Here is a 23,243-nt window from a genome sequence, read left to right on the forward strand (position 1 = left end):
CCGATGTCGACGACGCAGTGGCGCCAACCGGGTAACGGGAAGCTCAGCCCGGCGAGCGTCAGTGCGACGAGCTACCGCGGGTCGGTGGTGACGGCGATCGTGGGCGGGATCATCGGCCTCGCCATCCTGATCGGCCCCGGCGCCCTCGGCCTGACGAGCTGGTCGACGGCCGCCTTGTTCAGCCCGCTGGCGCTGGTGCCGATCGGCTTCGGCATCGCCTTCTGGCGAATCTCCCGCGGCGGACGGCGGGACACGCTGCTGCTCGAGACCTCCGGCGTCCAGGCGATAGGCGACGTCCTGGCGGTTCGCGATCAGCGCTGGAGCGAGACCCAGCCCGGCTACGAGCTCGATCTCAGGATCAGCGGGCCGCGGTTCGATTCGTTCCAGGTCACGTTCCGCTGCCGCGCCGTCCGCGAAATCACGACGGGCGAGCGGCTCGACGTGCTCGTCGAGCCGGCCGCCCGTCTGTACCAAGTGCGGTTCTAGCGGAGGAACGCCTCCAGGCCGTGCAGGTCGTCGGTGTTGAGGTGGTCGACGCCGGCGTCCGCAAGTTCTGCCCAGAGCGCCTCGCGGGCGGCGCCGCGGGTGTCGGGGGTGGCCCAGAAGCGGAGGCGGTAGCCGGCGCGGTGGGCGGTGGTGACGATGGACTTGAGTTTTGCGCGCTCGGCGGCCGGCATCGGGCCGGTGCCGGTCCAGGTGAAGTGGTTGGTCCAGTTGTCGCTGACCAGCGGCATCAGCGAGGCCCGCATCCCGGAGTTGAGGTCGGCGAGCCGGCCGTCGTACCCGGCGTACCGGACCTTCTGCGCCTTGAGGACGTCGAGCGGCCGGTTGCCGCTGATCACCGAGGTGACGGCGCCCTCGAAGACGTGGCCGTGCGCGAAGATCGTGCTGATCCCGCGGTACTTGGCCAGGGCTTTGTCGATCGCGGCGTACGTCGTCGGACCGTCGCTCTTGATGTCGATCAGCAACTGGAAGTCGCCGCCGCGCTGGTAGACCCGGCCGTGGTTGGCGCGGACACGCTCGGCCAGCGGCTTCAGGTACAGGCTCTCCAGCGTCCGGCCCGGGACGACGTTCTCCAGATCGTGTGCGACGAGCAGCTCGCCGTCGACGAGCCACACGTCCGCCTCGACGCTGCTGAAGCCGCGGTCGAGGGCATCCTGCAGCGGACGCCGGTGCTCGTAGTCGTTGTGCGCATGCGCGGCCGGCAACGCCCGGACCGCCGGCGCCTCGTACGCGCGCGGCAGCCGGAACCCGTTCGCCCGGACGACGGACCGCAGCCGATCCGGGTAGTCGGTGATGATCCCGTCGACGCCCTTGTCGATCAGCGACTGCATCGTCGCCGGGTCGTCGATCGTCCACGGCACGACCTTCATCCCGGCCTTGTGCGCCGACTGCACCATGGCCGCGGTGACGTACGGCCGGTACCCCGGATCGCTGATCTTGCCGTTCTGCGGGAAGCCGTGCACCGGCGAGATCGCGGCCGCGCCGAACGACTTGGTCGCCTTGACCAGATCGCCGCCGAAGTCGTCGATGTCGATCCCGCCGAGCCACGGCGACCTGCCCGGCTGACCGACCTGCAGGAAGTCGTAGTTGGTCAGCGCGATCAGCGGCAGCTCGGGCGCGACCTGGCGCATCCGCATCAGCGCGCCCCAGTCGAAGCTCTGGATCGTCACCTGCCGGGCGATCCGCGCGTTGCGGATCTCCCGCGCGACGACCTGGACGAACTGCTCGCGCGGCGCGGTCTCGGTCGGCGCGCCGGCCTCGACCTTGGTCTCGATGTTCAGCTTCACGTCATGCGCCTTGAACCGCTGCACGAGCGCGAAGACGTCACGCAGCTCCGGCATCTGCGCACCCGGATCAGGCTGCGCCTGCGGGTGCTCGGGCTGCGTCAGCGTGCCGCAGTCCAGCTGCTTGACCTGCTGCAACGTGAGCGTGTTGACGTACTTGCCGACATACGGGTACTCCGGGTCGCCCGGCGTGTACGGCGCGGTGTCGCGGCACTTGTTGCCGCCGACACGACGGTCGTGCGTGATGACGGCGTGCCCGTCCTGGGTGATCTGGACGTCGAGCTCCAGCGTGCTGACGCCGACCTCGAGGCCGCGGGTGAACGACGCGATCGTGCTCTCGACCGTCAGACCGAGCCCGCCGCGATGAGCCTGCACATCGAAGTTGCCGCGCTGCGCGACAGCGGGCACGGCCGGGAGCAACAACGCGCCGGCCAGGGCAACCGGCAGCAGCGCGCGGGGAAGGCGAGACATGGGTGATCCTTCCGAGGGGTTGGGCGTCCGAGACTTGCGGTCCCAGAGGTACGAACACCCTCGTGAAGGTAACTGACAAAAGACCGCCAGGTAACCGTCAAACGTTCACGAGACGGGCGCGGTTCACGTGTTTGGGGTGTCGGACCGGGAAGCGCCTCACGGCGCGTGGCCGCTCGTAGCGGCTTTATTTGGGACCCGGGGCTTGCACCGGCCCGACACCTCGAACAGTGTAACTACCAGAGCTGACCGGCGCGCTCCGAGCGTGCCGCGATCTGCAGCTGGTCGGCCATTTCGACGAGTTTGGACGCCGAGAGAACCTGGTCGTGACCGTCGTCCGCGAGGTGCGCGCGGCCGGTCGCGACGATCCGCGCGAAGGCGGCCGCCCGGTCCAGTGTGGTGGCGAAATCGCCGGTCGCGACGCCGCGCAGGACGGCGTCCACCATGTCCCGGACCTCGGTCGGGCCGGGCGGCTCGGCGACGCCGGCGACCACCGCGTGGACTTCGGCGTACTTGCGTCCGGTGGTGAACTCCAGCGAGACCTGCTCGGCGTTCGAATGCACCCAGGAGCGCAGCAGGTAGAGGCGCCACAGCGCGCCCGGCAGCGAGTCGGACGGCGCATCGGACCAGAGCTCGGCCAGCTCGTCCAGACCGTAGTCGTCGGCCAGCTTCACCACTCGCGCGTGCACCTCGGCGTCCTCCGACGAGCGGACGCCGCGCACCAGCAGCTCGGCCGTCCGGTGCGCGACCTCGGTGACGGCGGCCGGGTCGGAAGCACCGGGCAACGACTCGAACAGCTTGTTGCCGGGCAGAATCGGGCGGCGCGGATTGGGGGAGCTCACGGCCTCCATGGTGCCTGACCGACCGAACCTCCGCACGCCGACCCGGCTCAGTCAGTACGCTCGGAGTATGGCGGGTGCTGGACGCGGCCAACTGGCCAAGAATCTGATCAAGTACGGCGTGCGGTACGGACCGCTCGTCGCCGAGGCCGTGCGGCACGGCCGGGAGCCGGCGCAACAGGCGGTCCAGGCCGCGATGGCCAAGCGCGCGGCGCGGAAGAAGGCGCTGGAGCACGCGCTGACGGTTCGCGACGGTTCGCTGCTCAAGGTGATCAAGGACGGGCAGGCGATCTTCTTCGTCTTCTCCGGCGACGCGATCGTGACGACCTACCCGCCGGTCCCGCAGGCGACGTACCCCGAGCTGCTGCGGCACGCCGACCTGGACAAGCGCGAGTCCGCCGCCGTGCTGGCGGCGACGCGCAAACCGCGGATCGGCGCCCGGCTGCCCAAGGTGATCCGCCGCCGTTGACGCGGACGTAACATCCCCGACCCGACGAGGCAACAGCGCTCCCGCAGGGTGGAAGCACGAAGCTTTCGAGGGAGGGCGTCCGCATGCTCTGGAAGATCAGGACCGAACTCGCCGACCGGCCCGGTGCGCTGGCCGAACTCGCTGCACGGTGTGGTGCGGACGACATCAACATTCTGAGCCTGGAGGTGTTCACGGCCGAGACCGGCGCCGTGGATGAGCTGGTGGTCTCGACCGGTGTCGGCTGGACCGCTGACGATCTGACCGCGCTGGTGGCCGAGGCCGGGTGCGTTCGGACGACGGTCCGGCCGTGTCAGGCCGACGTCCTGAGTGACGCGCCGACGCGCTACCTGCGGGCGGTACTGCGGCTGATCGACGACCCGATGTCGGTGGACGACGAGCTGGGCGCGCTGCAGGGGTTCGAGGAGTACACGCCGGCGGAGTGGGCGCGGGCCGACGTACTGGTCGAGATCGCGGGCCGGCTGGCCGAGCGGCTGCAGGAGCCGGTGATCGACGGGCCGCGACCAGGTGCCGGCGAGCCGGAGCTGCGGCGGGCGTCCGTCGAGGACGCCGAGGCCGTAGTGGCCATGCACGAGCGCTGCTCGCACGAGAGCCGGACTCGGCGCTACCACGTCCCGATGCCGAAGCTGACGGCCCGGACGGCGCGCCACCTGTCCGCACCGGCCGGCGGGGTGTCGATTGTTGCCGGTGTCGACGATGCGGTGATCGGAATGGCCACAGCGGCGCCCTGGGAGGAGATGGGCGGTACGGCGATGGAGATCGCCGTGCTGGTCGAAGACGGCTGGCAGGGGCGCGGGCTGGGCGGCCAGCTGCTGCGCCAGGTCATCACCGCCGCGCGCGAGCTGGGCGCGGACCGGGCGGTCTGCGTCGTCCAGCCGGAGAACGCCGCCATGCTGCGCACGATCGAGGGGCTGCGGATGCGGACCCGAGTGGTCCAGGACGGCGCCAACCTGATGGTGACGGTGGCGCTGTCCCAGGAGAGCCTGTCGCATGCGGTGGATCGCCCGCCGGTGCAATATGGTCGGTCCCGTGCCATCCCTGCCCGGTCGCAATCCACACGGCCTTCTGGTCAACCTGCCCGCGAGCACGCGCTCGCCGCTCTTTCAGCTCTTCAGCCGCTTCATGGTGGCAGTGGGGCTGTTGACCCTGATGGTCCTGATCGTGGTGATCGACCGTGACGGCTACAAGGACAGCTACGACGGCACTGTCGATCTGATCGACAGCATCTATTACGCCACCGTCACACTCACCACCACCGGGTACGGCGACATCACGCCGGTGACGCCCGCCGCCCGGCTGGTGAACGCCTTCATCGTCACGCCGCTGCGGATCTCGTTCCTGGTGGTACTGGTCGGCACGACACTGGAAGTACTGGCCAACGAGGGTCGCCGGATCATGCGCGACACGCGATGGAGGAAACGGATGAGAGACCACACCATCGTCGTCGGCTACGGCACCAAGGGCCGCTCCGCCGTGCAGACCCTGCTCAGCAACGGGGTGAAGCGCGACGGCATCGTAGTGATCGATCCGCGCGCGCAGGCGGTCGGTGACGCGGGCAACGACCAGATGGCCGCCTTCCACGGCGACGCCACCAACCGCACGGTGCTGCGCCGGGCCGAGGTGATGACGGCGCGCGAGGTGATCGTGACCACCGATCGCGACGACTCCGCCGTCCTCGTCACGCTGGCCGTCCGGCAGCTGAACCCGAACGCGCACATCGTCGTCGCCGTCCGCGAGGAGGACAACGTCCCGCTGCTGCGCCAGTCCGGCGCGGACGCCGTCGTCACGTCCTCCGAAGCGGTCGGCCGGTTGCTCGGCCTGTCCGCCGTCAGCCCGAACCTCGGCGAGGTGATGGAGGACCTGCTGACGTACGGCGAGGGCCTCGAGGTGGCCGAGCGCCCGGTGCTCGGCCGCGAGGTCGGCAAGCCGCCGTCCGCGCTGCCCGACCGCGTCGTCTCCGTCGTCCGCGACGGCAAGGTGCACCGGTACTACGACTCGAACGTCTCGGTCCTGGCCGCGGGTGACAAGCTGATCGTCGTCCGGCCCGCCAAGGAGACCCCCTGGGCGGAGCGCCCGGGCGCCGAGGGCGACGACGAATAGGAAACGCCCGGCACCGTGAGCACGATGCCGGGCGTCGAGGTATCCGTTACTTGATGACCTCTACCTTCTTGTCACCCGCCGCTTTCGCGAGCTTGACGGTGCCGGTCTCGCGGTCGGCGGCAAGGCCGATCGCCGGGCCGGCGGCCGCCGCCCCGAACAGCAGAGCTGCCAGCCCGGCCCCGATGGATGCGCGCACCACAGCAGTCTTGGTCATGTCCCCACCCCAGATTCATGTCGACAATCCAACTGCCGAAAGCCTACCCGGCCGAGCCGAGAGTCCGGCGATCAGTTACCGGCTGAAGGTTGCGTTCAGCACGCCGTCCGGCAGGAGTACGGCGCGCGGAACGGGGTACAAGCTCCGCGGTCGCGCTTTGGCCGGTCGGTCATGGGAGGGTGGGGCCGGAAAGCTGTCGGCCGGGACTGTGGAGGTGGCGCGGGGTGGAGCCGGAGGTTGTCGTGGTGGGCAGCGCGAACGTGGATCTGGTGCTGCCGGTCCGGCGGATCCCGCGCCCGGGTGAGACCGTCCTCGCGGGCGTCATGACCCGCGGTCCGGGCGGCAAGGGCGCGAACCAGGCGGTCGCCGCGGCTCGGGCCGGCGCCCGGACGGCGATGGTCGCGGCCCTCGGCGCGGACGACGGCGGCGTCCTGATGCGCGACACCCTGGCCGGAGCCGGTGTCGACCTGGCCCTGGTCGGCGGCAGCGACGCCCCGACCGGGACGGCGATCATCACCGTCGAGGAGTCCGGGGAGAACTCGATCGTTGTCGCTCCCGGCGCGAACGGCGAGCTGACGCTGTCGCAGCAGGCCGTCGAGGTGATCGGCGGCGCGCGGATCGTGCTCGCCCAGCTGGAGATCCCGCTGGCCACTGTCGCTGCAGCCGCCGCGGCCAGCTCCTACTTCATCCTGAACGCCGCCCCCGCGGCTGAGCTGCCCGCAGAGCTGCTGGCCGACGTCGACCTGCTCGTGGTGAACGAGAGCGAGGCCGAGTCGGTCGCCGGGCCGGACCGAGCCCGCCTGCTGGAGCTGGTCCCGGCCGCGATCGTCACGCTCGGCGGGGCCGGTGCGGTGATCCTGGCCCGCGGTCACGACGAGATCGCCGTACCAGGGGTGCGGGTTGACGTGGTCGACACGACTGCCGCGGGCGACACGTTCTGCGGAGTGCTGGCCGCAACTTTGGCTTCCGGGTCAGCTAGTGAGCCGATCACGCCCAGCGACCTGACGAACGCGGTCCGACGCGCTAACGTAGCTGCTTCACTGAGTGTCCAGACCGCGGGAGCAGTTGCCTCGGTCCCTCACGGGGATGCGATCGACGCGCGTTATGCGGAGGTGTACCTGTGAATTCGCTCGAACCGCGGCCCATCGACCTGCCCGCCCGGGTGGATCTGGGGTTCCGGGCCGACCTGTCCTTCCTGGACGACGCCAAGATCATCGGCGCCCCGGAGGACGCGGCCGACCTCCCGCGGTGGCGGGCCAAGCTCGCCGAGTGGCTGATCGGCACCTACGAGCGGACGCCGTACGACGGGTCGCGCTACGAGCAGCCGGGCCGGGAGTGGGCCCAGACGGCGTACTCGGTCGCGCTCGTCTGGCTCTGGGACGACCTGCTGTACGACGTCGCGAGCGGCCGCTTCACCCCGGAGCGGTTCGTCCGGCACAGTGCCGAGCAGTTCGGCGGTCACGACGCGGTCGTGCTGTGGCACGCCTACCCGGTGATCGGGATCGACGCGCGCAACCAGTTCGACTTCTACCGCGACGTCCCCGGGCTGCGGCAGCTCGTCGACGAGCTGCACGGGCACGGTCTGAAGGTGTTCTTCGACTACAACCCGTGGGACACCGGCACCCGCCGGCCCGCGCGCCCGGACGCCGAGGAGTTCGCGGCGCTCGTCACCGAGTACGCCGTCGACGGCGTCTTCCTGGACACGCTGCCGGAGGCCGACCCGGCGTTCGCGCGGACGGTCCGGGCGGCGAATCCGGCGATCGTGTTCGAGAGCGAGAACCGGTTGCCGATGGCAAGGATCGGCGATCACCCGTTGTCCTGGGCCGAATGGTTCGGCGACACGCACGCGCCCGGCGTCCTGCGGGCGCACCTGTTCGAGCGCCGGCACCTGATGCATCACATCCGTCGCTGGCACCGCGACCACAGCGACGAGCTGCAGTCGGCCTGGATCAACGGCGTCGGCATGATGGTCTGGGAGTCGGTCTTCTCCAGCTGGGTCGGCTGGAACGCGCGCGACCGTTCGACGCTGCGCCGGATGGTCGCGGCGCAGCGCGCCTTCGCGCCGGTGCTGCTGAACGGCGACTGGATCCAGCTCACACCCGAAGTCCCCGAGAAGGCGCGCGTGCACGGCGTCCACGGTTCCCGCTTCGACCTCGCCGATGTGACGTTCTGGACGCTGATCAACCGCGACGACGAGGATTTCGACGGCGTCGTGTTGCGCTCGGAGGACCAGGTCGGCGATTGGTACGACGTCACGACCGGCGTCCCGATCACCGCGGACGACGACGGCGTCCATCTGACCGTGCCCGGGCGCGGCATCGCGGGGATCGTCCGGGTCGGCGCGACCGCGGGCCCGTCCTGCCGGGCGACCGCGCGCCGGCTGGGCACGCTGCCGCGGCCGCACGTCGCCGACTCCGCCTTTCCGCTGCGGCCCGCGGAGCGGTTGCCGTTGCCAACGACTTCGGGTGCGGCCGCGATCGGCGCGGCGGTCGGCGTACCGGCGGGGGAGCGGACGCTGACCGTGCGCTACCGGCAGCGCGAGACCGGGCTGTACGACCAGACGCCGTACGTCGATGCCTGGTCGCCGCGGCTGCACGCCGTCCGGACGGAAACGCGTGAGGTCAGTCTGGGCGCCATCTCGGTGGCGGCGTCCGAGGTGACCAACGCGGAATACGCCGAGTTCCTGGCGGCGACCGGGTATCGGCCACTGATCGCCAACCGCTTCCTCAAGCACTGGGTCGGCGGGGCGCCGGCGTCCGGGACCGATGAGCAGCCGGTGACGTACGTCGAGCTGGCGGACGCGCGGGCGTACGCGGCCTGGCGTGGCGGCCGGCTGCCGACCGAGGACGAGTGGCAGGTCGCGGCTGGTCTCGAGGGCTTCGGCCGCGCCGAACCGCTCGTCTGGAACCTGACCGAGAGCGAGCACCGCGACGGCCGGAGCCGCTTCTGCCTGCTCAAGGGCGGCTCGCACTATGTTGCCCAGGGCTCCGAGTGGTACGCCGACGGCGGCCCGCAGGCGCCCGAGGTCAGTTTCAAACTGGTGCTGACCGGCGGCGGCCTGGACCGCTCCGAGACGATCGGCTTCCGCTGCGCGGGATGAGATGCGCGCGCGGCGGGTACTGACGGAGGAGCCCAGGTCATCGAGCTAAGGTCGTAGACATGCTGCCGCGCAGTGTTGACGCCGTCGTGATCGGTTCGGGGCCGAACGGGCTGGTGAGTGCGATCGCGCTCGCCGACGCCGGTTGGGACGTGCTCGTGCTCGAGGCCGCCGACAGCTACGGCGGCGCCGTCCGGTCGACCGAGAGCGACGGGTGGATCAGCGACCGGTTCAGCTCGAACTACCCGCTGGGTGTGGCGTCGCCGGTGATGCGGGCGCTGGAGCTGGAGAAGTTCGGGCTGAAGTGGGGCTACGCGCCGCTGGCGCTGACGCACTTGCTGGATCCGTCGGGTGATTCGGTGTCGATCCATCCGGATCCCGAGGACACGGCGAAGTCGGTCGGCGCGGATCATCCCGGCGACGGCGCGGCGTGGCTGCGGTTGTACGAGCAGTACGTCGCGCTCCGGGAGCCGCTGCTCAAGTCGCTGCTGACGGCCTGGCCGCCGGTCACGCCCGCGGTGCAGCTCGTGCGCAAGCTCGGCTCGGCGGGGGAGTTGCTGCGATTCGCCCGGTTCATGGCGATGCCGATGCACCGGATGGGGCAGGAGCTGTTCACCGGGCCGCAGGGCGCCGCGCTGCTCGCGGGCAACGCGCTGCACGCTGACGCACCGCTGTCGGGCAGTGTCAGCGGGACGATGGGCTGGCTGCTCGCGATGCTGGCTCAGGACGTCGGGTATCCGGTCGCTGTTGGCGGCTCGGGTGCGTTCTCGGGTGCGCTGGTGCGGCGCGCCGAGCAGGCCGGGGTGCTGTTCGCGGCCGGGACGCCGGTGGTCGGCGTCGACGTCTCGGGTGGGCGGGCGAGCGGCGTCCGGACGGCTTCGGGTGAGTACGTCGCCGCTGAGCGGGCGGTCATCGCGGACACGTCGGCGCCGGTGCTGTACGACGTGCTGTTGTCGGGGGCAACTATTCCGTCAGGGTTGCGGCGGGACCTGGACGAGCGGTTCGACTGGGACTACCCGACCGTGAAGCTGAACTTCCGGCTGAGCGGGCCGATCCCGTGGACGGCGGCCGAGGCGCGCTCGGCGGGCGTCGTCCATCTTGGCGGGACGGCGGACGAGCTGGTGCGGCTCGGCGCGGAGCTGGACACCCGGCGGGTGCCGGAGCAGCCGTTCCTGCTGATCGGGCAGACGACGAAATCCGATCCGTCGCGGTCGCCGGCCGGGACGGAAGCTGTGTGGGCCTACGCGCATCTGCCGCGCGGGATCGCGGACGACGCGGCGGCCGAGCTGCTGGGGGAGCGGATGGAGGCCGCCATCGAGCGGTATGCGCCGGGGTTCTCGTCGGTGGTGATCGATCGGGAGCTGCAGCGGCCGAGTGGGCTGGAGGCCGGGAACGCGGCGCTCGGTTTCGGTGCGCTGGGCGGCGGCACGATGCAGCTCCAGCAGCAGCTGGTGTTCCGGCCGACGATCGGGCTGGGCAGTCCGCGGACGTTCGTCGACGGGCTCTACCTCGGCAGCTCCGCGATTCACCCGGGCGGCGGCGTCCATGGGGCTTGCGGTCACCTGGCCGCTCGAACTGCCCTGCGCGACGCCTCGGTGCTGGGCCCGCTGACCCGGCGTTTCCCGTCCGCTGTGCTTCGCCGTCTGCAGAAGTAGGACTGCCGGCCGCGGTAAATCGTTGGCCGGGCTGGTTGTTCGGCTGAATGATGCCTGGGTGACGGATTTCAGATCGGCCCGGGAGCTCAGCGCGGACTTCTATGCGGAGGTGATCCGCCCGCTGGTCGGCGTCCCGCACGCCGCGGCGCTGCTCGGCTGGGGTTCCGACGTCCTCGGCTACGACACCGAACGCTCGACCGACCACGGCTGGGGTCCGCGCCTGCAGCTCTTCGTCGACGACCCGGAGCCCGTCCGGGCCGCCGTCGAGCGCGGGCTGCCGGACACCTTCGCCGGCCACGCCGTCCGCTTCGGCTGGGACACCCAGGCGCCCGTCCATCACATCACCGTCAGCACCCTCGGCGACTGGCTGATCGGCCAGCTCGGCTTCGACGCGACCGGTGAGATCACGCTCTCCGACTGGCTCATCACCCCGCAGCAACAGCTCCTCGGCGTCACCGCAGGCCCGGTCTTCGCCGACGACGGCCGCCTGGAGCCCGTCCGCGACAAGCTGGCCTGGTACCCCGACGAGCTCTGGCGCTGGCTGATGGCCTGCCAGTGGACGCGCATCGCCGAAGAAGAGTCCTTCGTCCAGCGCACCCACGAAGTAGGCGACGAGATCGGCTCCCGCATCGTCACCGCCCGCCTGGCCCGCGACCTCATCCGCCTCTCCCTCCTCCAGGCCCGCACCTACGCGCCGTACACCAAATGGCTGGGCACCGCCTTCACCACCCAACCCCACCCCGACTCCCTCCCGCACCACCTCCACCAAGCCCTCACCGCCACCACCCACCCAGCCCGCGAACAAGCCCTCACCGCCGCCTACACCGCCGTCGCCACCCGCCACAACGTCCTAGCCCTCACCCCACCCCTCGACCCCACCCCCCGCCCCTACCACGACCGCCCAGCCCAAGTCCTCGCCGCCCACCGCTTCGCCACCGCCCTCCACCAAACCCTCACCACCCCCACCCTCCAATCCCTCCCCCCACTAGGCGCCATAGACCAATTCGCCGACAACACCACCCTCCTAACCACCCCCCACACCTACCGCCTCCTCCTACCCACCTACCCCACCGCCACCAGCTGACCACCCACCCACCACCAACTACCTGGCTCCTACGTTTCGGTTTACTTGGCTGTGGTAGTAATTACTCATGCCAGTAAATAGGTCGGTGACGACGGTGGCGCGTCGGCAGCAGATCGTGACTGCCGCGATCTGGTGTTTGGCTGATGCCGGGTTCCAGGCGACGTCGTACGCGCGGATCGCCGAGCGGGCCGAGCTGAGTAGTACCCGGCTGATCTCGTACCACTTTGCCGGCAAGGACGACCTGTTGCGGGCGGTTGTGGAGCACGTGTTCGACCGGGCGAAGGCGGCGATCCGGCCGCGGATGGCCGCGGTGACGGTTCCGTCGGAGAAGATCTCGGTGTTCATTCGCGCCAGCTTGGACTGGTACGCCGAGGATCGGCGCGAACTGCAGGCTCTGCAGGAGATTTGGAGCAACTTTCGTGATGCCGACGGCAAGCTGGTGCTGGGTGCCGCGGTTCACGAGCCGGAGTACGAAGAGGTGGCCGGGATCTTCCGGGCGGGGCAGGCGGCCGGCGAGCTACGCGACTTCGATCCCCGGGTGATGGCCGTCGCGTTGCGCTCGGTGCTGGACGGCGCCCAGGCGCAGATCTACACCCACCGCATCGCCGACGTCGCCGCCTACGCCGACGAGTTGGTCGCGCTGTTCGACGCGGCGACCAGGAAGGGGGCGTGATGAGTGTCCTGCAACGTCATCCGGCGTTGTTCTTGCTACTGGTCGCTCCACTGATCAGTGAGTTCCTGCTGGGCAACGTCCCGCTGTCCAGACCAAGCAGCGCGGCGCTGTATCCGGTGCTGGTGATGCTGTACGGCGGCGGGGCGCTGCTGATCCGCGAGGTCACCGTCCGCCGAGGGCGCGGCTGGCCGACCATGTTCCTGCTGGCCACGGCGTTCGGAGTCATCGAGGAAGGGCTGATCACCCAGTCGTTGTTCAGTCCCCGCTACGTCGGTCTGGAGCTGAACAGCTACGGCCAGATCCCGGGGCTCAGCACCGGAGCGCCGTGGGCGATCTTCGTTCTGACGATCCACTCGGTCTGGAGCATCGTCATACCGATCGCGCTGGTCCAGCTGGCGACCGGCCGAAAAGGACAATGGCTTCGGACCTCCGGTTTGGTCGGTGCGGCGGTTGCCTACGTGCTAGGCGCGGCCGCGCTGTGTCTGGGCACGTACGCGACTGAGAAGTTCGTCGCGGAGCCGGCCGAGCTGGCTGCCGCGGCCGTGCTGGCTGCAGTGCTGGTGCTGTCCGCGCTGACCGTGCGCGGACGTCGTCCAGTCCAGAACTCTTTGCCTGCAGCAATGGTCGGCGCTGTGGTGTTTGTTGCCGGCAGCATCTTCGTTCTCGTCTACCACCTGGGTGCGAACGAGCGTCTGTTTCCGGCATCGGTGTCCATCATGGTTGCTGTCGCCGTCCTGGTTGCAGCGGGATGGGCCGTGCGACGGACCGGTCCGCATGTGGCCGCGGCGGTGACAGGCGCCGTCCTGACGTATTGCTGGGCTGGTGTCTTGGTGCAGGTCAGCCAGTACGGCTTCCACCCGGTGGCAGCAGTTGTTCAGGCGATCCTGATTGCCGCAGCGATCCTGCTGCTGTTCACCATCCATGCTCGCGGGGGCACAGCACGGAAGGGACTCACATGATGAAGCGACTGATCGCCGGTGGTCTGATGGCCGCCGCTTTGACCGCGGCGGCCGGTCCTGCGTCGGCCGGGGTACGGCCGGATGCGTCCGGTCCGGTGACGCTGACCGACCGGGGGCTCGTCCGGGGTGTGGCTCATGGCGACCATGTCACGTACGAGGGGATCCCTTACGCCGCAGCGCCGGTTGGTGCGTTGCGCTGGCGGTCGCCGCAGCGCGCTGCACCCTGGCCAGGAATCCGCGATGCCAGCAAGCCTGGTGCGTCTTGTGCTCAGGTCAGTGGCACCGCGACGACCGGCTCCGAGGACTGCCTGTTCGTCAATGTGACCGCTTCAGCCAAGCCCGGAGTACTTCGTCCGGTCATGGTCTGGGTCCACGGCGGCGGGTTCACTCAAGGATCAGGAAGCGACTACGACACCGCCAAACTCGCCACCCGCGGCGACGCGGTGGTCGTGACGATCAACTACCGCTTGGGCATCTTCGGCTTCTTCGGTCACCCGGCGCTACGCGGCGAGGGTGACTTCGGCCTCCAGGATCAGCAGGCGGCACTGCGTTGGGTGCAGCGCAACGCGGTGTTCTTCGGCGGCAATCCCGCCAACGTCACGCTGTTCGGGGAGTCCGCCGGCGGGATGAGCACGTGCTCGCAACTGGCCGCTCCAGCCGCCCGCGGGCTGTTCGCCAAGGCGATCATTCAGAGCGGTTCGTGCCGCACCCAGTTCCCGCCGAACGGCCTGGCCCCCGGCATTGGCAGCTACGATCCGTGGCAGCCGACCGCTTCCGTCGAAGCCAACGGCGTCCGCGCGGCCGGCGGCCTCGGCTGCACAACCGACGCACTGGACTGCCTACGCGCCAAACCGGCCAAGCAGCTCGTGACCACCGACCTCATGAACACCTTCTCCTTCGTTGCCTACGGCACCAAAACTCTCCCGCGTAAGCCATCGGCCGCGCTCGACTCGGGGAACTTCGCCAAAGTCCCGGTGCTGCAGGGAACGAACTTGGACGAGATGCGCCTGTACGTCGGGTTCATCCTGGCGACCGGATACACCATCGACCAGGCCGAGTACACGCGCCTGCTCGAAAGCTCCTTCGGCAGCCACGCGACGTCCATCGCCCGTGCCTACCCAGCCACCACCTACGGCACCCCGGCGTTGGCCTGGGCCGCGGCTCTGACCGACGCAGGCTGGACCTGCCGATCCCTCGACGCCGGCCGCGCTCTTGCCCGGCACGTACCTGTCTGGGCCTACGACTTCACTGACCGGACCGCACCGAACACCCAAGGAGTACCGGAAACGCCGGACTTTCCGGTCGGAGCAGCCCACGGCTCCGAACTGGCCTATCTGTTCGGTCTCGTCGACCTGAACCCGCAACAAACCATCCTGTCGAACCAGATGATCGACTACTGGACCCGCTTTGCCCGCACGTCGAACCCCAACCACCCGGGCAGCGCTCCCTGGCCGCGACTGACACCGCGCGGCGTACTGGGCCAGGACCTCGGCCAATCAACCGTCCGAGCCACCGACCTCTCCACCACCCACAACTGCCGGCTCTGGTCCTCAGTCTCCGATTGACGGCGCCGCAACCCGCTCAGCCGTTCGCGGCTAGCTGACTTGGGTGGTGATGCGGAGGGCGGCTACCAGGTCGCGGTAGAGGGAGTCGGTGGTGAGGAGCTGGTTGTGGGTGCCGCGGGCGCGGACCGCGCCGGACTCGAGGACGACGATCTGGTCGGCGTCGATGACGGTGGAGAGGCGGTGGGCGATGGTGAGGACGGCGCCGGTGCGGGCGACGCGGGCGATGACGTCGTGGACGGCGGCCTCGGTGAGTCCGTCGAGTTGAGCGGTGGCTTCGTCCAGGAGCAGGATCTCCGGCGTACTGACGAGAGCGCGGGCGAGCGCGATCCGCTGCCGCTCGCCGCCGGAGATGACCGCGGTGGAGAGCATGGTGTCGAGCCCGTCGGGGAGCTCATGGACGCGCTCCTCGAGCCGGACCGCGCGGAGCGCCTCCCAGAGCGTCTCCTCGGTGGCGTCCTGGTGGGTGTAGCGCAGGTTCTCGCGCAAGGTGCCGGGGACGAGCGGGGTGTCCTGCTCGACGTACACGATCCGCCGCCGTAGATCCTCCAGAGACCACTCAGAGAGCGGTATCCCGTCGAGAACGAGCCGCCCGCTCTCCGGGTTCAGGAAGCGCAGCAACAGTGAGAACATCGTCGTCTTGCCGGCGCCGGACGGCCCGACGATCGCGGTGTGCCCGATCCGCGGGATCTCCAGATCCACGTCCTGCAACGCGGTCGCGGCCCCCGGCGCGTAGCGCGCGGTGACGCCCTCGAAGGTGAGTGCGGAGGTGCTCAGATCACCCGGCGGACGACGTACGCCGCTCGCACCGGGCGGCTCGATCTCGAACGCCTCGATCTCGCGGATCCGCGTCGCCGCCGCGACCCCCGACTGCAGCGCGGTCACCGTGTTCGTCAACGTCGACACCGGCTCCATCAACTGGAACGTGTAGAGCAGGAACGCGACCAGCGCCGAGACAGAGAGCGCTCCCTCGCTCACCCGCCAGGCGCCGAGCCCGAGGATCAGCATCGTCGCCAGCCCGATCCCGAACCCGGCGACCGTCATCGCGACCGCCTGGTACCGCACCGCGCGCACACTCTGCCGCGCGGACTCCGCCGCCTCCGAGATCACCCGCTCGCTCTCCCGGCCCTCGGCCCGGCTCGCCTTCACGGTCCGGATCGCGCGCAACGCGCCCTCCAGTGCGCCGCCCAACCGCCCGACCGCGCCCTGCGCCTGCTCCTGGGCCTTCGCCATCGGCGGCATCAGCACCGCGACGATCACCCCGACCACCACCAGCGCACCCAGAGTCGTTGCCAAGAGCACCAAATCCAGCACGGCCATCAGCACCAGCGAACCGATCAGCATGATCGTGCCGTTCACCAGCTCCACCAGACTGGACGCCGCCGCCTCCCGCAGCAGCACCGTGTCGGAGGTGACCCGCGTGACCAGCTCGCCGGGGGAGCGGCTGGCCAGCTCGCCGACCCGCACCCGGAACAGCCGCCGCACCATCGAGCTGCGCGCGTCCAGGACGACGCGCTCGCCCATCCGCCCGAGCAGGATCCACTGGATCAGCCCGAGCCCCGAGCTCAGCACGAGCAGCCCGATCAGCAGCCCGACGATCGGCCCAATCGGCGTGGACGCCGCCAGCCCGTCCAGGACCGCCTTCGACACCAACGGCGTCGCCAGGCTGGCCGCCGTCGTCCCCAGCCCGAGCACCAGCCCGAGCGCCAGCGTCCGGCGGTGCGGCCGGATGAACGACCACAACGTCCGGAGATTCTGCCAGCGCTTCTCGGTCATCCCGATCTCCCCTCGCCTCGAAGCAGCAGGGTAGCAGGATCGGACATCAGTGTCCTAAAAATAAACTTCAGCGACTTATAGAGCTAAAGTGCTGTCCATGGTGGACACAGGGGAGTCGGGGACCCGGAGCCGGACCAGGCGGGCCATCCTGGAGGCGGCCGCGGCCGTCTTCGCGCGGCACCGGCATGCGTCGCTGAGCGAGATCGCCGCCGAGGCGCAGGTCGCCCGCAGCACGCTGCACCGCTACTTCCCGGACCGTGAGGCGCTCATCCACGCCCTCGGCGAAGACCTGCTCGAGCAGATCGAGCGCCTGATCGCTGAGGCTGATCTCGAGCAGGGCCCGCCGCGCGAGGCGTTGCAGCGGATGATCGCGGGTTGGTTCGACCTCGGGCCGCGGCTGTTCTTCCTGTTCAACGAGCCGACCTTCGGGACGCCGGAGCCCAGCGACTGGGTCAAGGACTTCTTCGCTCGGCTGGACGTCGTGAGCAAGCCCATCGAAGCTCTGGTCGACCGCGGGCACGCGGACGGCGTCTTCGCTCAGTCGCTCCCGCCGACCTGGATCAACCGCCTGCTCTGGTGGATGGTCTACATCGCCTGCGAAGCCGTCAACGAGGGTGAGCTGACCCGCTACGCGGCCCCCGCCGTCCTCCTCCAAACCTTGGAGACCGGAATCCTGGCGCCTGAACACCGGGACGCCTGAGATGGCGGCGCCGGGCGTGGATGGTGAGCTGGAGGGCTTGCTCCGGGGGCTGGCGCCGCAGGTCGTGGGGTTCTTGGTGCGGCGGTACGGGCAGTTCGACCTGTGTGAGGACGCCGTCCAGGAGGCGCTGCTCGCTGCGGCAACGCAGTGGCCGGACGACGGCGTCCCGGGGAATCCGCGCGGCTGGCTGATCACGGTCGCGTCGCGGCGGCTGACCGATCAGTTCCGCAGTGAGAGCGCGCGCCGCCGTCGCGAGGACGCCGTCGCTTTGATGGACGGCGAGTTGGTTGCCCCGGGCGCTGATTCGGTGCCGGATGTCGAATCCGACGACACGTTGACGCTGCTCTTCCTGTGTTGCCATCCGGCGGTGACCCCGGCGTCCCAAGTGGCGTTGACGTTACGCGCGGTCGGTGGGCTGTCGACGGCCGAGATCGCCCGCGCCTTCATGGTGCCGGAGGCAACAATGGCGCCGCGGATCAGCCGCGCCAAGAAGAGCATCCGCGAGGCGGGCAGCCGCTTCGAGCTCCCGCCGGACGCCGAACGCGCGGACCGGCTCCGCGTCGTCCTGCAGGTCCTCTACCTGATCTTCAACGAGGGTTACACCGCCAGCTCCGGCGAGTCACTGCAACGCGTCGAGCTCACCACCGAAGCGATCCGCCTGGCCCGGATGCTGCGCGCCGCCCTCCCGGACGACGGCGAGGTCGCGGGCCTGCTCGCGCTCATGTTCCTGACCGACTCCCGGCGTGCCGCCCGGACGACGCCGTCCGGCGAGCTCGTCCCCATCGACGAGCAAGATCGCGCTCTCTGGGACCAGTCCCAGATCGCCGAAGGCGCCGCCCTCACCCTCGCAACCCTCGCCCAGGGCACCGTCGGCCCCTACCAGCTCCAAGCCGCCATCGCCGCCGTCCACGCGGAGGCCCCGACCGCCGCCGACACCGACTGGCCCCAGATCCACGCCCTCTACCTCCTCCTCGAACAACTCACCCCCAACCCCATGATCACGCTCAACCGAGCCATCGCCCTCGCCCAGATCCAAGGCCCCCAAGCCGCCCTGGCCCTCCTCGAAACCCTCGACGCCAACAAAAGCCTCACCGAATCCCACCGCCTCGACGCCGTCCGCGCCCACCTCCACGAACGCGCCGGCAACCCCACCCTCGCCCGCACCCTCTACCTCTCCGCCGCCCGCCGCACCACCTCCCTCCCCGAACAGCGCTACCTAACCACCAAAGCCACCACCCTCCCCAACTAGCCGGAGGGTGTGGTCTGGGTCACGTGACTCTGGTTGTAACTTCGGTTTACAGTGGCGGGTATGAGCGTGGTGGAGCGGGAGCGTCGGGCGCGGCGGGATGTGATCGGGGTGGGGGTCGCGCTGCTGAACAGGCTGGCCAAGTCGCGGACGATCGACCGGTTCGGGTGGCGGCGGCAGACCGAGCGGGTGGTGTTCGAGGCGACCAAGAGCGGTTTCCGGACGGCGGGAGCGCTCTCTCGGAGTTTCTCGGCCGCGTCGAAGCTGACCAAGCCGGCGCGGTTGCCGGTGGCGCGGGGGAGCGGGCGGTTCGACCTGACGCCGACCGAGGACCAGCAGACCGTGGTCGAGGTGGTGCGTGAGTTCGCGGCGGAGGTGCTGCGTCCCGCGGCCGCGGCGGCGGATACCGCTTGTACGGCGGAGCCCAAGACGCTGTCGGCGTCCGCGGATCTCGGGCTGAGCCTGATCGAGGTCCCGGAGGAGCTCGGCGGGATCGTCACCGAACGCTCCGCGATGACCGGCGTTCTCGTCGCGGAAGCGCTCTCTCACGGAGATATGGGTCAGGCGGTCGCCTGTCTCGCCCCGGCCGCCGTCAGCACGGCGATCTCGCTCTGGGGTGACGAGACCCAGCAAGCGACGTACCTGCCCGCCTTCACCGGCGACGCCGCACCGCCGGCCGCCGCGCTCGCCATCCTCGAGCCGCGCCCGCTGTTCGACCCGTTCGACCTGCAAACCCGCGTCACCAACGGCAAGCTGACCGGCGTGAAGTCGCTCGTCCCGCGCGGCGCCGAGGCCGAGCTGTTCGTCATCGCCGCCCAGCTCGACGACCAGGGCCCGGCGCTGTTCCTCGTCGAGTCCGGCCACCCCGGCATCACGATCGAGGCCGAGCCGTCGATGGGCCTGCGCGCCGCATCGCTCAGCCGCGTCATCCTGAACGACGTCCCCGCCGTCCAGCTCGGCACGCTCGCCGACTACGCGGACTGCGTTCGCCTGTCCCGCCTCGGCTGGTGCGCGCTCTCCCTCGGTACGGCGAAGGCGGTGCTGGACTACGTGACGCCGTACGTGAACGAGCGGACGGCGTTCGGCGAACCGATCAGCCACCGCCAGTCTGTCGCCTTCATGGTCGCGAACATCGCGATCGAGCTCGAAGGCATGCGGCTCGTCACCTACCGCGCCGGTTCGCGAGCCGAACAAGGCCTCCCGTTCGCCCGCGAGGTCGCGCTGGCCCGCAGGCTCTGCGCCGACAAGGGCATGCAGATCGGGACGGACGGCGTCCAGCTGCTCGGCGGTCACGGCTTCGTCAAGGAACATCCGGTCGAACGCTGGTACCGCGATCTGCGGGCGATCGGCGTCATGGAAGGCGCGGTGCTGCTCTGATGATCAACCTCGAGACACCGCGCAAGTTCCGCGCGTTCGTGAACCAGGCCCACCAGGTCGCCGCCGAGATGCTCCGCCCGAACTCGCGCCGCTACGACCAGGCCGAGCACGAGTACCCGGTCGAGCTCGACATGCTCGCCGCGATGGTCGACGGATTAGGTGCCTCAGGCACCGGTTCCGGCGCGGGCGCGTCCGGCGTCCGGCGAGCCGAAGGCGGCGAGGAGACCGGCGTCAAGAACGGCTCCAACCTCTCCTCGGCCCTCTCCATCATCGAGATGTCCTGGGGCGACGTCGGCCTGCTGCTCTCGATGCCGCGCCAGGGCCTCGGCAACTCCGCCATCGCCTCCGTCGCCTCCGACGAACAACTCCGCCGCTTCGACGGCGTCTGGGCCGCGATGGCCATCACCGAGCCCGGCTGCGGCTCCGACTCCGCGAACATCCGGACGACGGCCCGCCGCGACGGCGACGACTACGTGATCGACGGCGAGAAGATCTTCGTCACCGCCGGCGGCCGCTGCGACGCCGTCGTCGTCTGGGCCACCCTCGACAAGACCCTCGGCCGCGCCGCGATCAAGTCCTTCGTCGTCCCCAAGGACACCCCCGGCCTCACGGTCGAGCGCCTCGAGCACAAACTCGGCATCCGCTCCTCAGACACCGCCACCATCCGGCTCGAGAACTGCCGCGTCCCCGCCGCCAACCTCCTCGGTTCCCCCGAGATCGACACCGGCAAGGGCTTCGCGGGCGTCATGCAGACCTTCGACAACACCCGCCCCCTGGTCGCCGCCATGGCCGTCGGCGTCGCCCGCGCCGCCCTCGAACTCACCCGCGACCTCCTCGCCGAAGCCGGCATCACCCCCGACTACGACCGCCCCACCCACCGTCAACCAGCCGCCGCGGCCACCTACCTCGACCTCGAATCCGACTGGGAAGCCGCCCACCTCCTCACCCTCCAAGCCGCCTGGATGGCCGACAACGCCCGCCCCAACTCCCTGGAAGCCTCCATCGCCAAAGCCAAAGCCGGCCGCACCGCGAACGAAATAACCCTCCGCTGCGTAGAACTCACCAGCACCCTCGGCTACTCCGAACACCACCTCCTCGAAAAATGGTCCCGCGACAGCAAAATCCTCGACATCTTCGAAGGCACCCAACAAATCCAGCAGTTGATCATCGCCCGCCGCCTGCTCGGCAAATCCTCCGCCGAGCTGAAATAGCTGGGCGGTCACCCTGAAGGCCCGCGCGGGAGTTCCTCGAGCTGCAACGAGTGGTCGTCTACGCGGGATGCGCTAGGTCGGCCGGAGCCGACGAGGCCCACGTCGACCTCAAGCAAGTACGAGTGTTCCTCCGGAGATCCCGCGTACTCGGGAGTCGGCAGCGTAGACCCAGCGCGGGACCGCGCGATACTCGTATCACCCGCTGCTTGAGTCCTGTGAAGCGCATGCGCGCCCACCCATACACCCTGAAGGAGCCCACCCGACACCTGCACACAAACGCCGGAGTTCTCGTAACATTGTGTAGCCGTGTGTGCGGAGTCGCGCCCGGCGACCAGGTACATCGTGGGCGTGTTGTCGGGAGGGCAGATGGGGCGTGGTGGGGTTTCGCCCAGCCAACGGCAGCGGCAGATAGCGGCTGCCGCGCGGGCCGACGAGCGTGAGCGGAAGGCGCAAGAGCGCGCTGCGCGCGAGGCCGAGAAGGAACGCAAGCGTCTGTACCTGATCGCTCGCGGTCAGGAGGCCGAGGCGCGAAACGCAGAGCTGTTGACCACCACGACCCGACTGGGATCGATCCTGTCCGCTGGACTGTCCCGGTCGGCGAAGATTGACGTCGAGGCGATGCGCCGGGTATTCGAGGCCCCGCGGCTGGATCTGGGCGAACTGGGCAACCGGGTCGCCGAACCGAGTTGGGACCAGTTCGCTCCCCGCGAGCCAGGCGCGATCTCGAGGATGTTCGGGGGCGTGGCTCGGTACGAGCGTCGACGGGAGTGGGCGGAGAGTTCGTTCCAGAGTGCGGCTGCTGATCACGCGGCAGCCGAGGAAGCGCGACTTCAGGCGATCGCGGAGCTCAAACGTGACCACCGGCGACGGCTCGCGAACGCCGCCGGAGCGATTAAGGCCCACAACCGTGCTGTCGACCAGCTGGCAGCGCAGCTGAAAGCTCGCGATCGCGAGGCAGTGGAGAAGTATCTTCGAGAGGTCCTCAAGTCCGTGCCGATGCCGCCGTCGTTCCCGCGGGCCGCCGAGTTGACCTTCAATCCGCGAACCGAGCAGGTGGTCGTTCAGCTGGAGCTTCCGCCGAAGAGCGTGATCCCTGCTGTGGCGTCGTACAGGTTCTTGCCGACGAAGGACGAGATCAGACCTACGGCCACCAACCCGAAGGACGCTGGCATTCTCTATCGGCAAGTGATCAGCCAGGTCGCCCTGCTCCACGTCCGAGACCTGTTTAACAGCGATCCGAAGCTCCAGACCGTCGCTTTCAACGGCCACGTGCATACCCTGAACCCAGGCACCGGCGAGAACGAGTACCCCTGCATCATCAGCTTGAACGTGGAGCGGGATGTCTTCCCCCAGGACACCAACCTGCGCAAGGTGGAGCCGGCCGCCTGCGTTCGGCACCTCAACGCGATCGTGTCGCCGCACCCGTACGAGCTGGACCCGATCGAGCCTATTCTCGACTTCGATCTGAGTAAGTACTCGTTTATCGAAGGCTTCGACGCCGTCTCCACCCTTGACTCCCGGCCCGACCTGATGGACATGTCGCCGACGAACTTCGAGCACCTCGTCCGTCAGATTTTCATCGCTCAAGGCGCCGAAGGCTGGAACACCGAGCAGAGCAACGATGACGGCGTCGACGCCGTCATCGCCAAGCGAACGCCGCTGATGGGAGGACTGAGCATCGTTCAGGCCAAGCGCTGGAGCAAGGTCGTCGGCATCAGCCATGTCCGCGAGCTCGCCGGCGCGATGGAGGAGAAACGCGCGGGCTGGGGCATTCTCGTCACTACGTCCTGGTTCACCGCCAAGTGCTGGGAGAAGTCGCGTGAGCACGGCCGGATGGAGTTGATCGACGGCGATCGCCTGGTCTTCCTGATCAAGGAACACCTCGGCAAGGACGTGCTGATCGGCATCAAAGACCGGCCCGCACCCCGCCCGAATCCCCGCGGCGGGCGGCGGTAGGAGCCTGGACGAGGCGCCTCGACCTCGAACTGGCAGTGTTGGCGACGCGGCT

20 protein-coding genes are annotated in these 23,243 nt (G+C 69.4%); 16 read left to right on the forward strand and 4 right to left on the reverse strand.

Features of this window, described 5'->3' with window-relative positions:
- Window positions 1-3 precede the first annotated feature (3 nt).
- The gene (locus ACZ6ZD_RS31590; protein ID WP_465677588.1) at window positions 4-486 is read left to right on the forward strand and encodes a hypothetical protein; all 483 of its coding nucleotides are present in this window, start codon (window positions 4-6) and stop codon (window positions 484-486) included.
- Here the strand turns inward: ACZ6ZD_RS31590 and ACZ6ZD_RS31595 are convergent.
- Window positions 483-2,258 carry a glycerophosphodiester phosphodiesterase family protein gene (locus ACZ6ZD_RS31595; RefSeq protein ID WP_465677589.1) on the reverse strand — a complete coding sequence of 592 codons (1,776 nt, stop codon included), beginning with the start codon at window positions 2,256-2,258 and terminating at the stop codon, window positions 483-485. The genes ACZ6ZD_RS31590 and ACZ6ZD_RS31595 overlap by 4 nt on opposite strands.
- Before the next feature lie 233 nt (window positions 2,259-2,491).
- Window positions 2,492-3,097, reverse strand: coding sequence for a hypothetical protein (locus ACZ6ZD_RS31600; RefSeq protein ID WP_465677590.1), 606 nt, complete (start codon window positions 3,095-3,097; stop codon window positions 2,492-2,494).
- Window positions 3,098-3,164: 67 nt separating this feature from the next.
- Here ACZ6ZD_RS31600 and ACZ6ZD_RS31605 point away from each other — a divergent pair, with 67 nt between their 5' ends.
- The 3 genes from ACZ6ZD_RS31605 (at window position 3,165) to ACZ6ZD_RS31615 (ending at window position 5,681) form a co-directional block, all read left to right on the forward strand.
- Window positions 3,165-3,563: a hypothetical protein gene (locus tag ACZ6ZD_RS31605; RefSeq protein WP_465677591.1), complete on the forward strand. Its 399-nt coding sequence runs from the start codon at window positions 3,165-3,167 to the stop codon at window positions 3,561-3,563.
- Window positions 3,564-3,646: 83 nt separating this feature from the next.
- Window positions 3,647-4,759: a GNAT family N-acetyltransferase gene (locus tag ACZ6ZD_RS31610; protein ID WP_465677592.1), complete on the forward strand. Its 1,113-nt coding sequence runs from the start codon at window positions 3,647-3,649 to the stop codon at window positions 4,757-4,759.
- A complete protein-coding gene (locus tag ACZ6ZD_RS31615) occupies window positions 4,704-5,681 on the forward strand; it encodes a potassium channel family protein (RefSeq protein WP_465677593.1) in 978 nt (325 codons plus the stop codon). The genes ACZ6ZD_RS31610 and ACZ6ZD_RS31615 overlap by 56 nt, the downstream gene beginning before the upstream one ends.
- Window positions 5,682-5,727: 46 nt before the next feature.
- On the opposite strand, the gene ACZ6ZD_RS31620 is transcribed toward ACZ6ZD_RS31615, so the two are convergent.
- Entirely contained in the window at window positions 5,728-5,895 is a 168-nt protein-coding gene (locus ACZ6ZD_RS31620) for a hypothetical protein (protein WP_465677594.1), read from the reverse strand.
- A 224-nt stretch (window positions 5,896-6,119) separates the two neighbouring features.
- On the opposite strand from ACZ6ZD_RS31620, the gene ACZ6ZD_RS31625 reads away from it, so the two are divergent.
- From ACZ6ZD_RS31625 to ACZ6ZD_RS31655, 7 genes are all read left to right on the forward strand, one after another.
- Window positions 6,120-7,019: a ribokinase gene (locus ACZ6ZD_RS31625; RefSeq protein ID WP_465677595.1), complete on the forward strand. Its 900-nt coding sequence runs from the start codon at window positions 6,120-6,122 to the stop codon at window positions 7,017-7,019.
- Entirely contained in the window at window positions 7,016-8,995 is a 1,980-nt protein-coding gene (locus ACZ6ZD_RS31630; RefSeq protein ID WP_465677596.1) for an SUMF1/EgtB/PvdO family nonheme iron enzyme, read from the forward strand. Before ACZ6ZD_RS31625 ends, ACZ6ZD_RS31630 begins: the two co-directional genes overlap by 4 nt.
- Window positions 8,996-9,054: 59 nt before the next feature.
- Window positions 9,055-10,647 (forward strand): phytoene desaturase family protein, encoded by a 1,593-nt coding sequence (locus tag ACZ6ZD_RS31635; RefSeq protein ID WP_465677597.1) that lies wholly within the window; start codon window positions 9,055-9,057, stop codon window positions 10,645-10,647.
- Window positions 10,648-10,705: 58 nt separating this feature from the next.
- Complete coding sequence (locus ACZ6ZD_RS31640; protein ID WP_465677598.1) at window positions 10,706-11,731, forward strand: DUF4037 domain-containing protein; 1,026 nt, start codon at window positions 10,706-10,708, stop codon at window positions 11,729-11,731.
- Between the two features lie 85 nt (window positions 11,732-11,816).
- Window positions 11,817-12,404: a TetR/AcrR family transcriptional regulator gene (locus ACZ6ZD_RS31645; protein WP_465677599.1), complete on the forward strand. Its 588-nt coding sequence runs from the start codon at window positions 11,817-11,819 to the stop codon at window positions 12,402-12,404.
- A complete protein-coding gene (locus ACZ6ZD_RS31650; RefSeq protein ID WP_465677600.1) occupies window positions 12,404-13,363 on the forward strand; it encodes a hypothetical protein in 960 nt (319 codons plus the stop codon). Before ACZ6ZD_RS31645 ends, ACZ6ZD_RS31650 begins: the two co-directional genes overlap by 1 nt.
- Complete coding sequence (locus ACZ6ZD_RS31655) at window positions 13,363-14,928, forward strand: carboxylesterase/lipase family protein (protein WP_465677601.1); 1,566 nt, start codon at window positions 13,363-13,365, stop codon at window positions 14,926-14,928. The genes ACZ6ZD_RS31650 and ACZ6ZD_RS31655 overlap by 1 nt, the downstream gene beginning before the upstream one ends.
- 30 nt (window positions 14,929-14,958) lie before the next feature.
- Here the strand turns inward: ACZ6ZD_RS31655 and ACZ6ZD_RS31660 are convergent, their stop codons facing one another.
- Window positions 14,959-16,701, reverse strand: a complete 1,743-nt coding sequence (locus ACZ6ZD_RS31660) for an ABC transporter ATP-binding protein (protein WP_465677602.1) — start codon at window positions 16,699-16,701, stop codon at window positions 14,959-14,961.
- A gap of 97 nt (window positions 16,702-16,798) precedes the next feature.
- On the opposite strand from ACZ6ZD_RS31660, the gene ACZ6ZD_RS31665 reads away from it, so the two are divergent.
- The 5 genes from ACZ6ZD_RS31665 (at window position 16,799) to ACZ6ZD_RS31685 (ending at window position 23,191) form a co-directional block, all read left to right on the forward strand.
- Window positions 16,799-17,401 (forward strand): TetR/AcrR family transcriptional regulator, encoded by a 603-nt coding sequence (locus tag ACZ6ZD_RS31665; RefSeq protein ID WP_465677603.1) that lies wholly within the window; start codon window positions 16,799-16,801, stop codon window positions 17,399-17,401.
- A gap of 1 nt (window position 17,402) precedes the next feature.
- On the forward strand, window positions 17,403-18,650 hold the full coding sequence (locus ACZ6ZD_RS31670) for an RNA polymerase sigma factor (RefSeq protein ID WP_465677604.1): 1,248 nt from the start codon (window positions 17,403-17,405) through the stop codon (window positions 18,648-18,650).
- Window positions 18,651-18,710: 60 nt separating this feature from the next.
- Window positions 18,711-20,024, forward strand: coding sequence for an acyl-CoA dehydrogenase family protein (locus ACZ6ZD_RS31675; RefSeq protein ID WP_465677605.1), 1,314 nt, complete (start codon window positions 18,711-18,713; stop codon window positions 20,022-20,024).
- Entirely contained in the window at window positions 20,024-21,235 is a 1,212-nt protein-coding gene (locus ACZ6ZD_RS31680; RefSeq protein WP_465677606.1) for an acyl-CoA dehydrogenase family protein, read from the forward strand. The genes ACZ6ZD_RS31675 and ACZ6ZD_RS31680 overlap by 1 nt, the downstream gene beginning before the upstream one ends.
- Before the next feature lie 366 nt (window positions 21,236-21,601).
- Complete coding sequence (locus tag ACZ6ZD_RS31685; protein WP_465677607.1) at window positions 21,602-23,191, forward strand: restriction endonuclease; 1,590 nt, start codon at window positions 21,602-21,604, stop codon at window positions 23,189-23,191.
- Window positions 23,192-23,243 lie beyond the last annotated feature (52 nt).

It is taken from the genome of Kribbella sp. NPDC104218 (assembly GCF_055584105.1).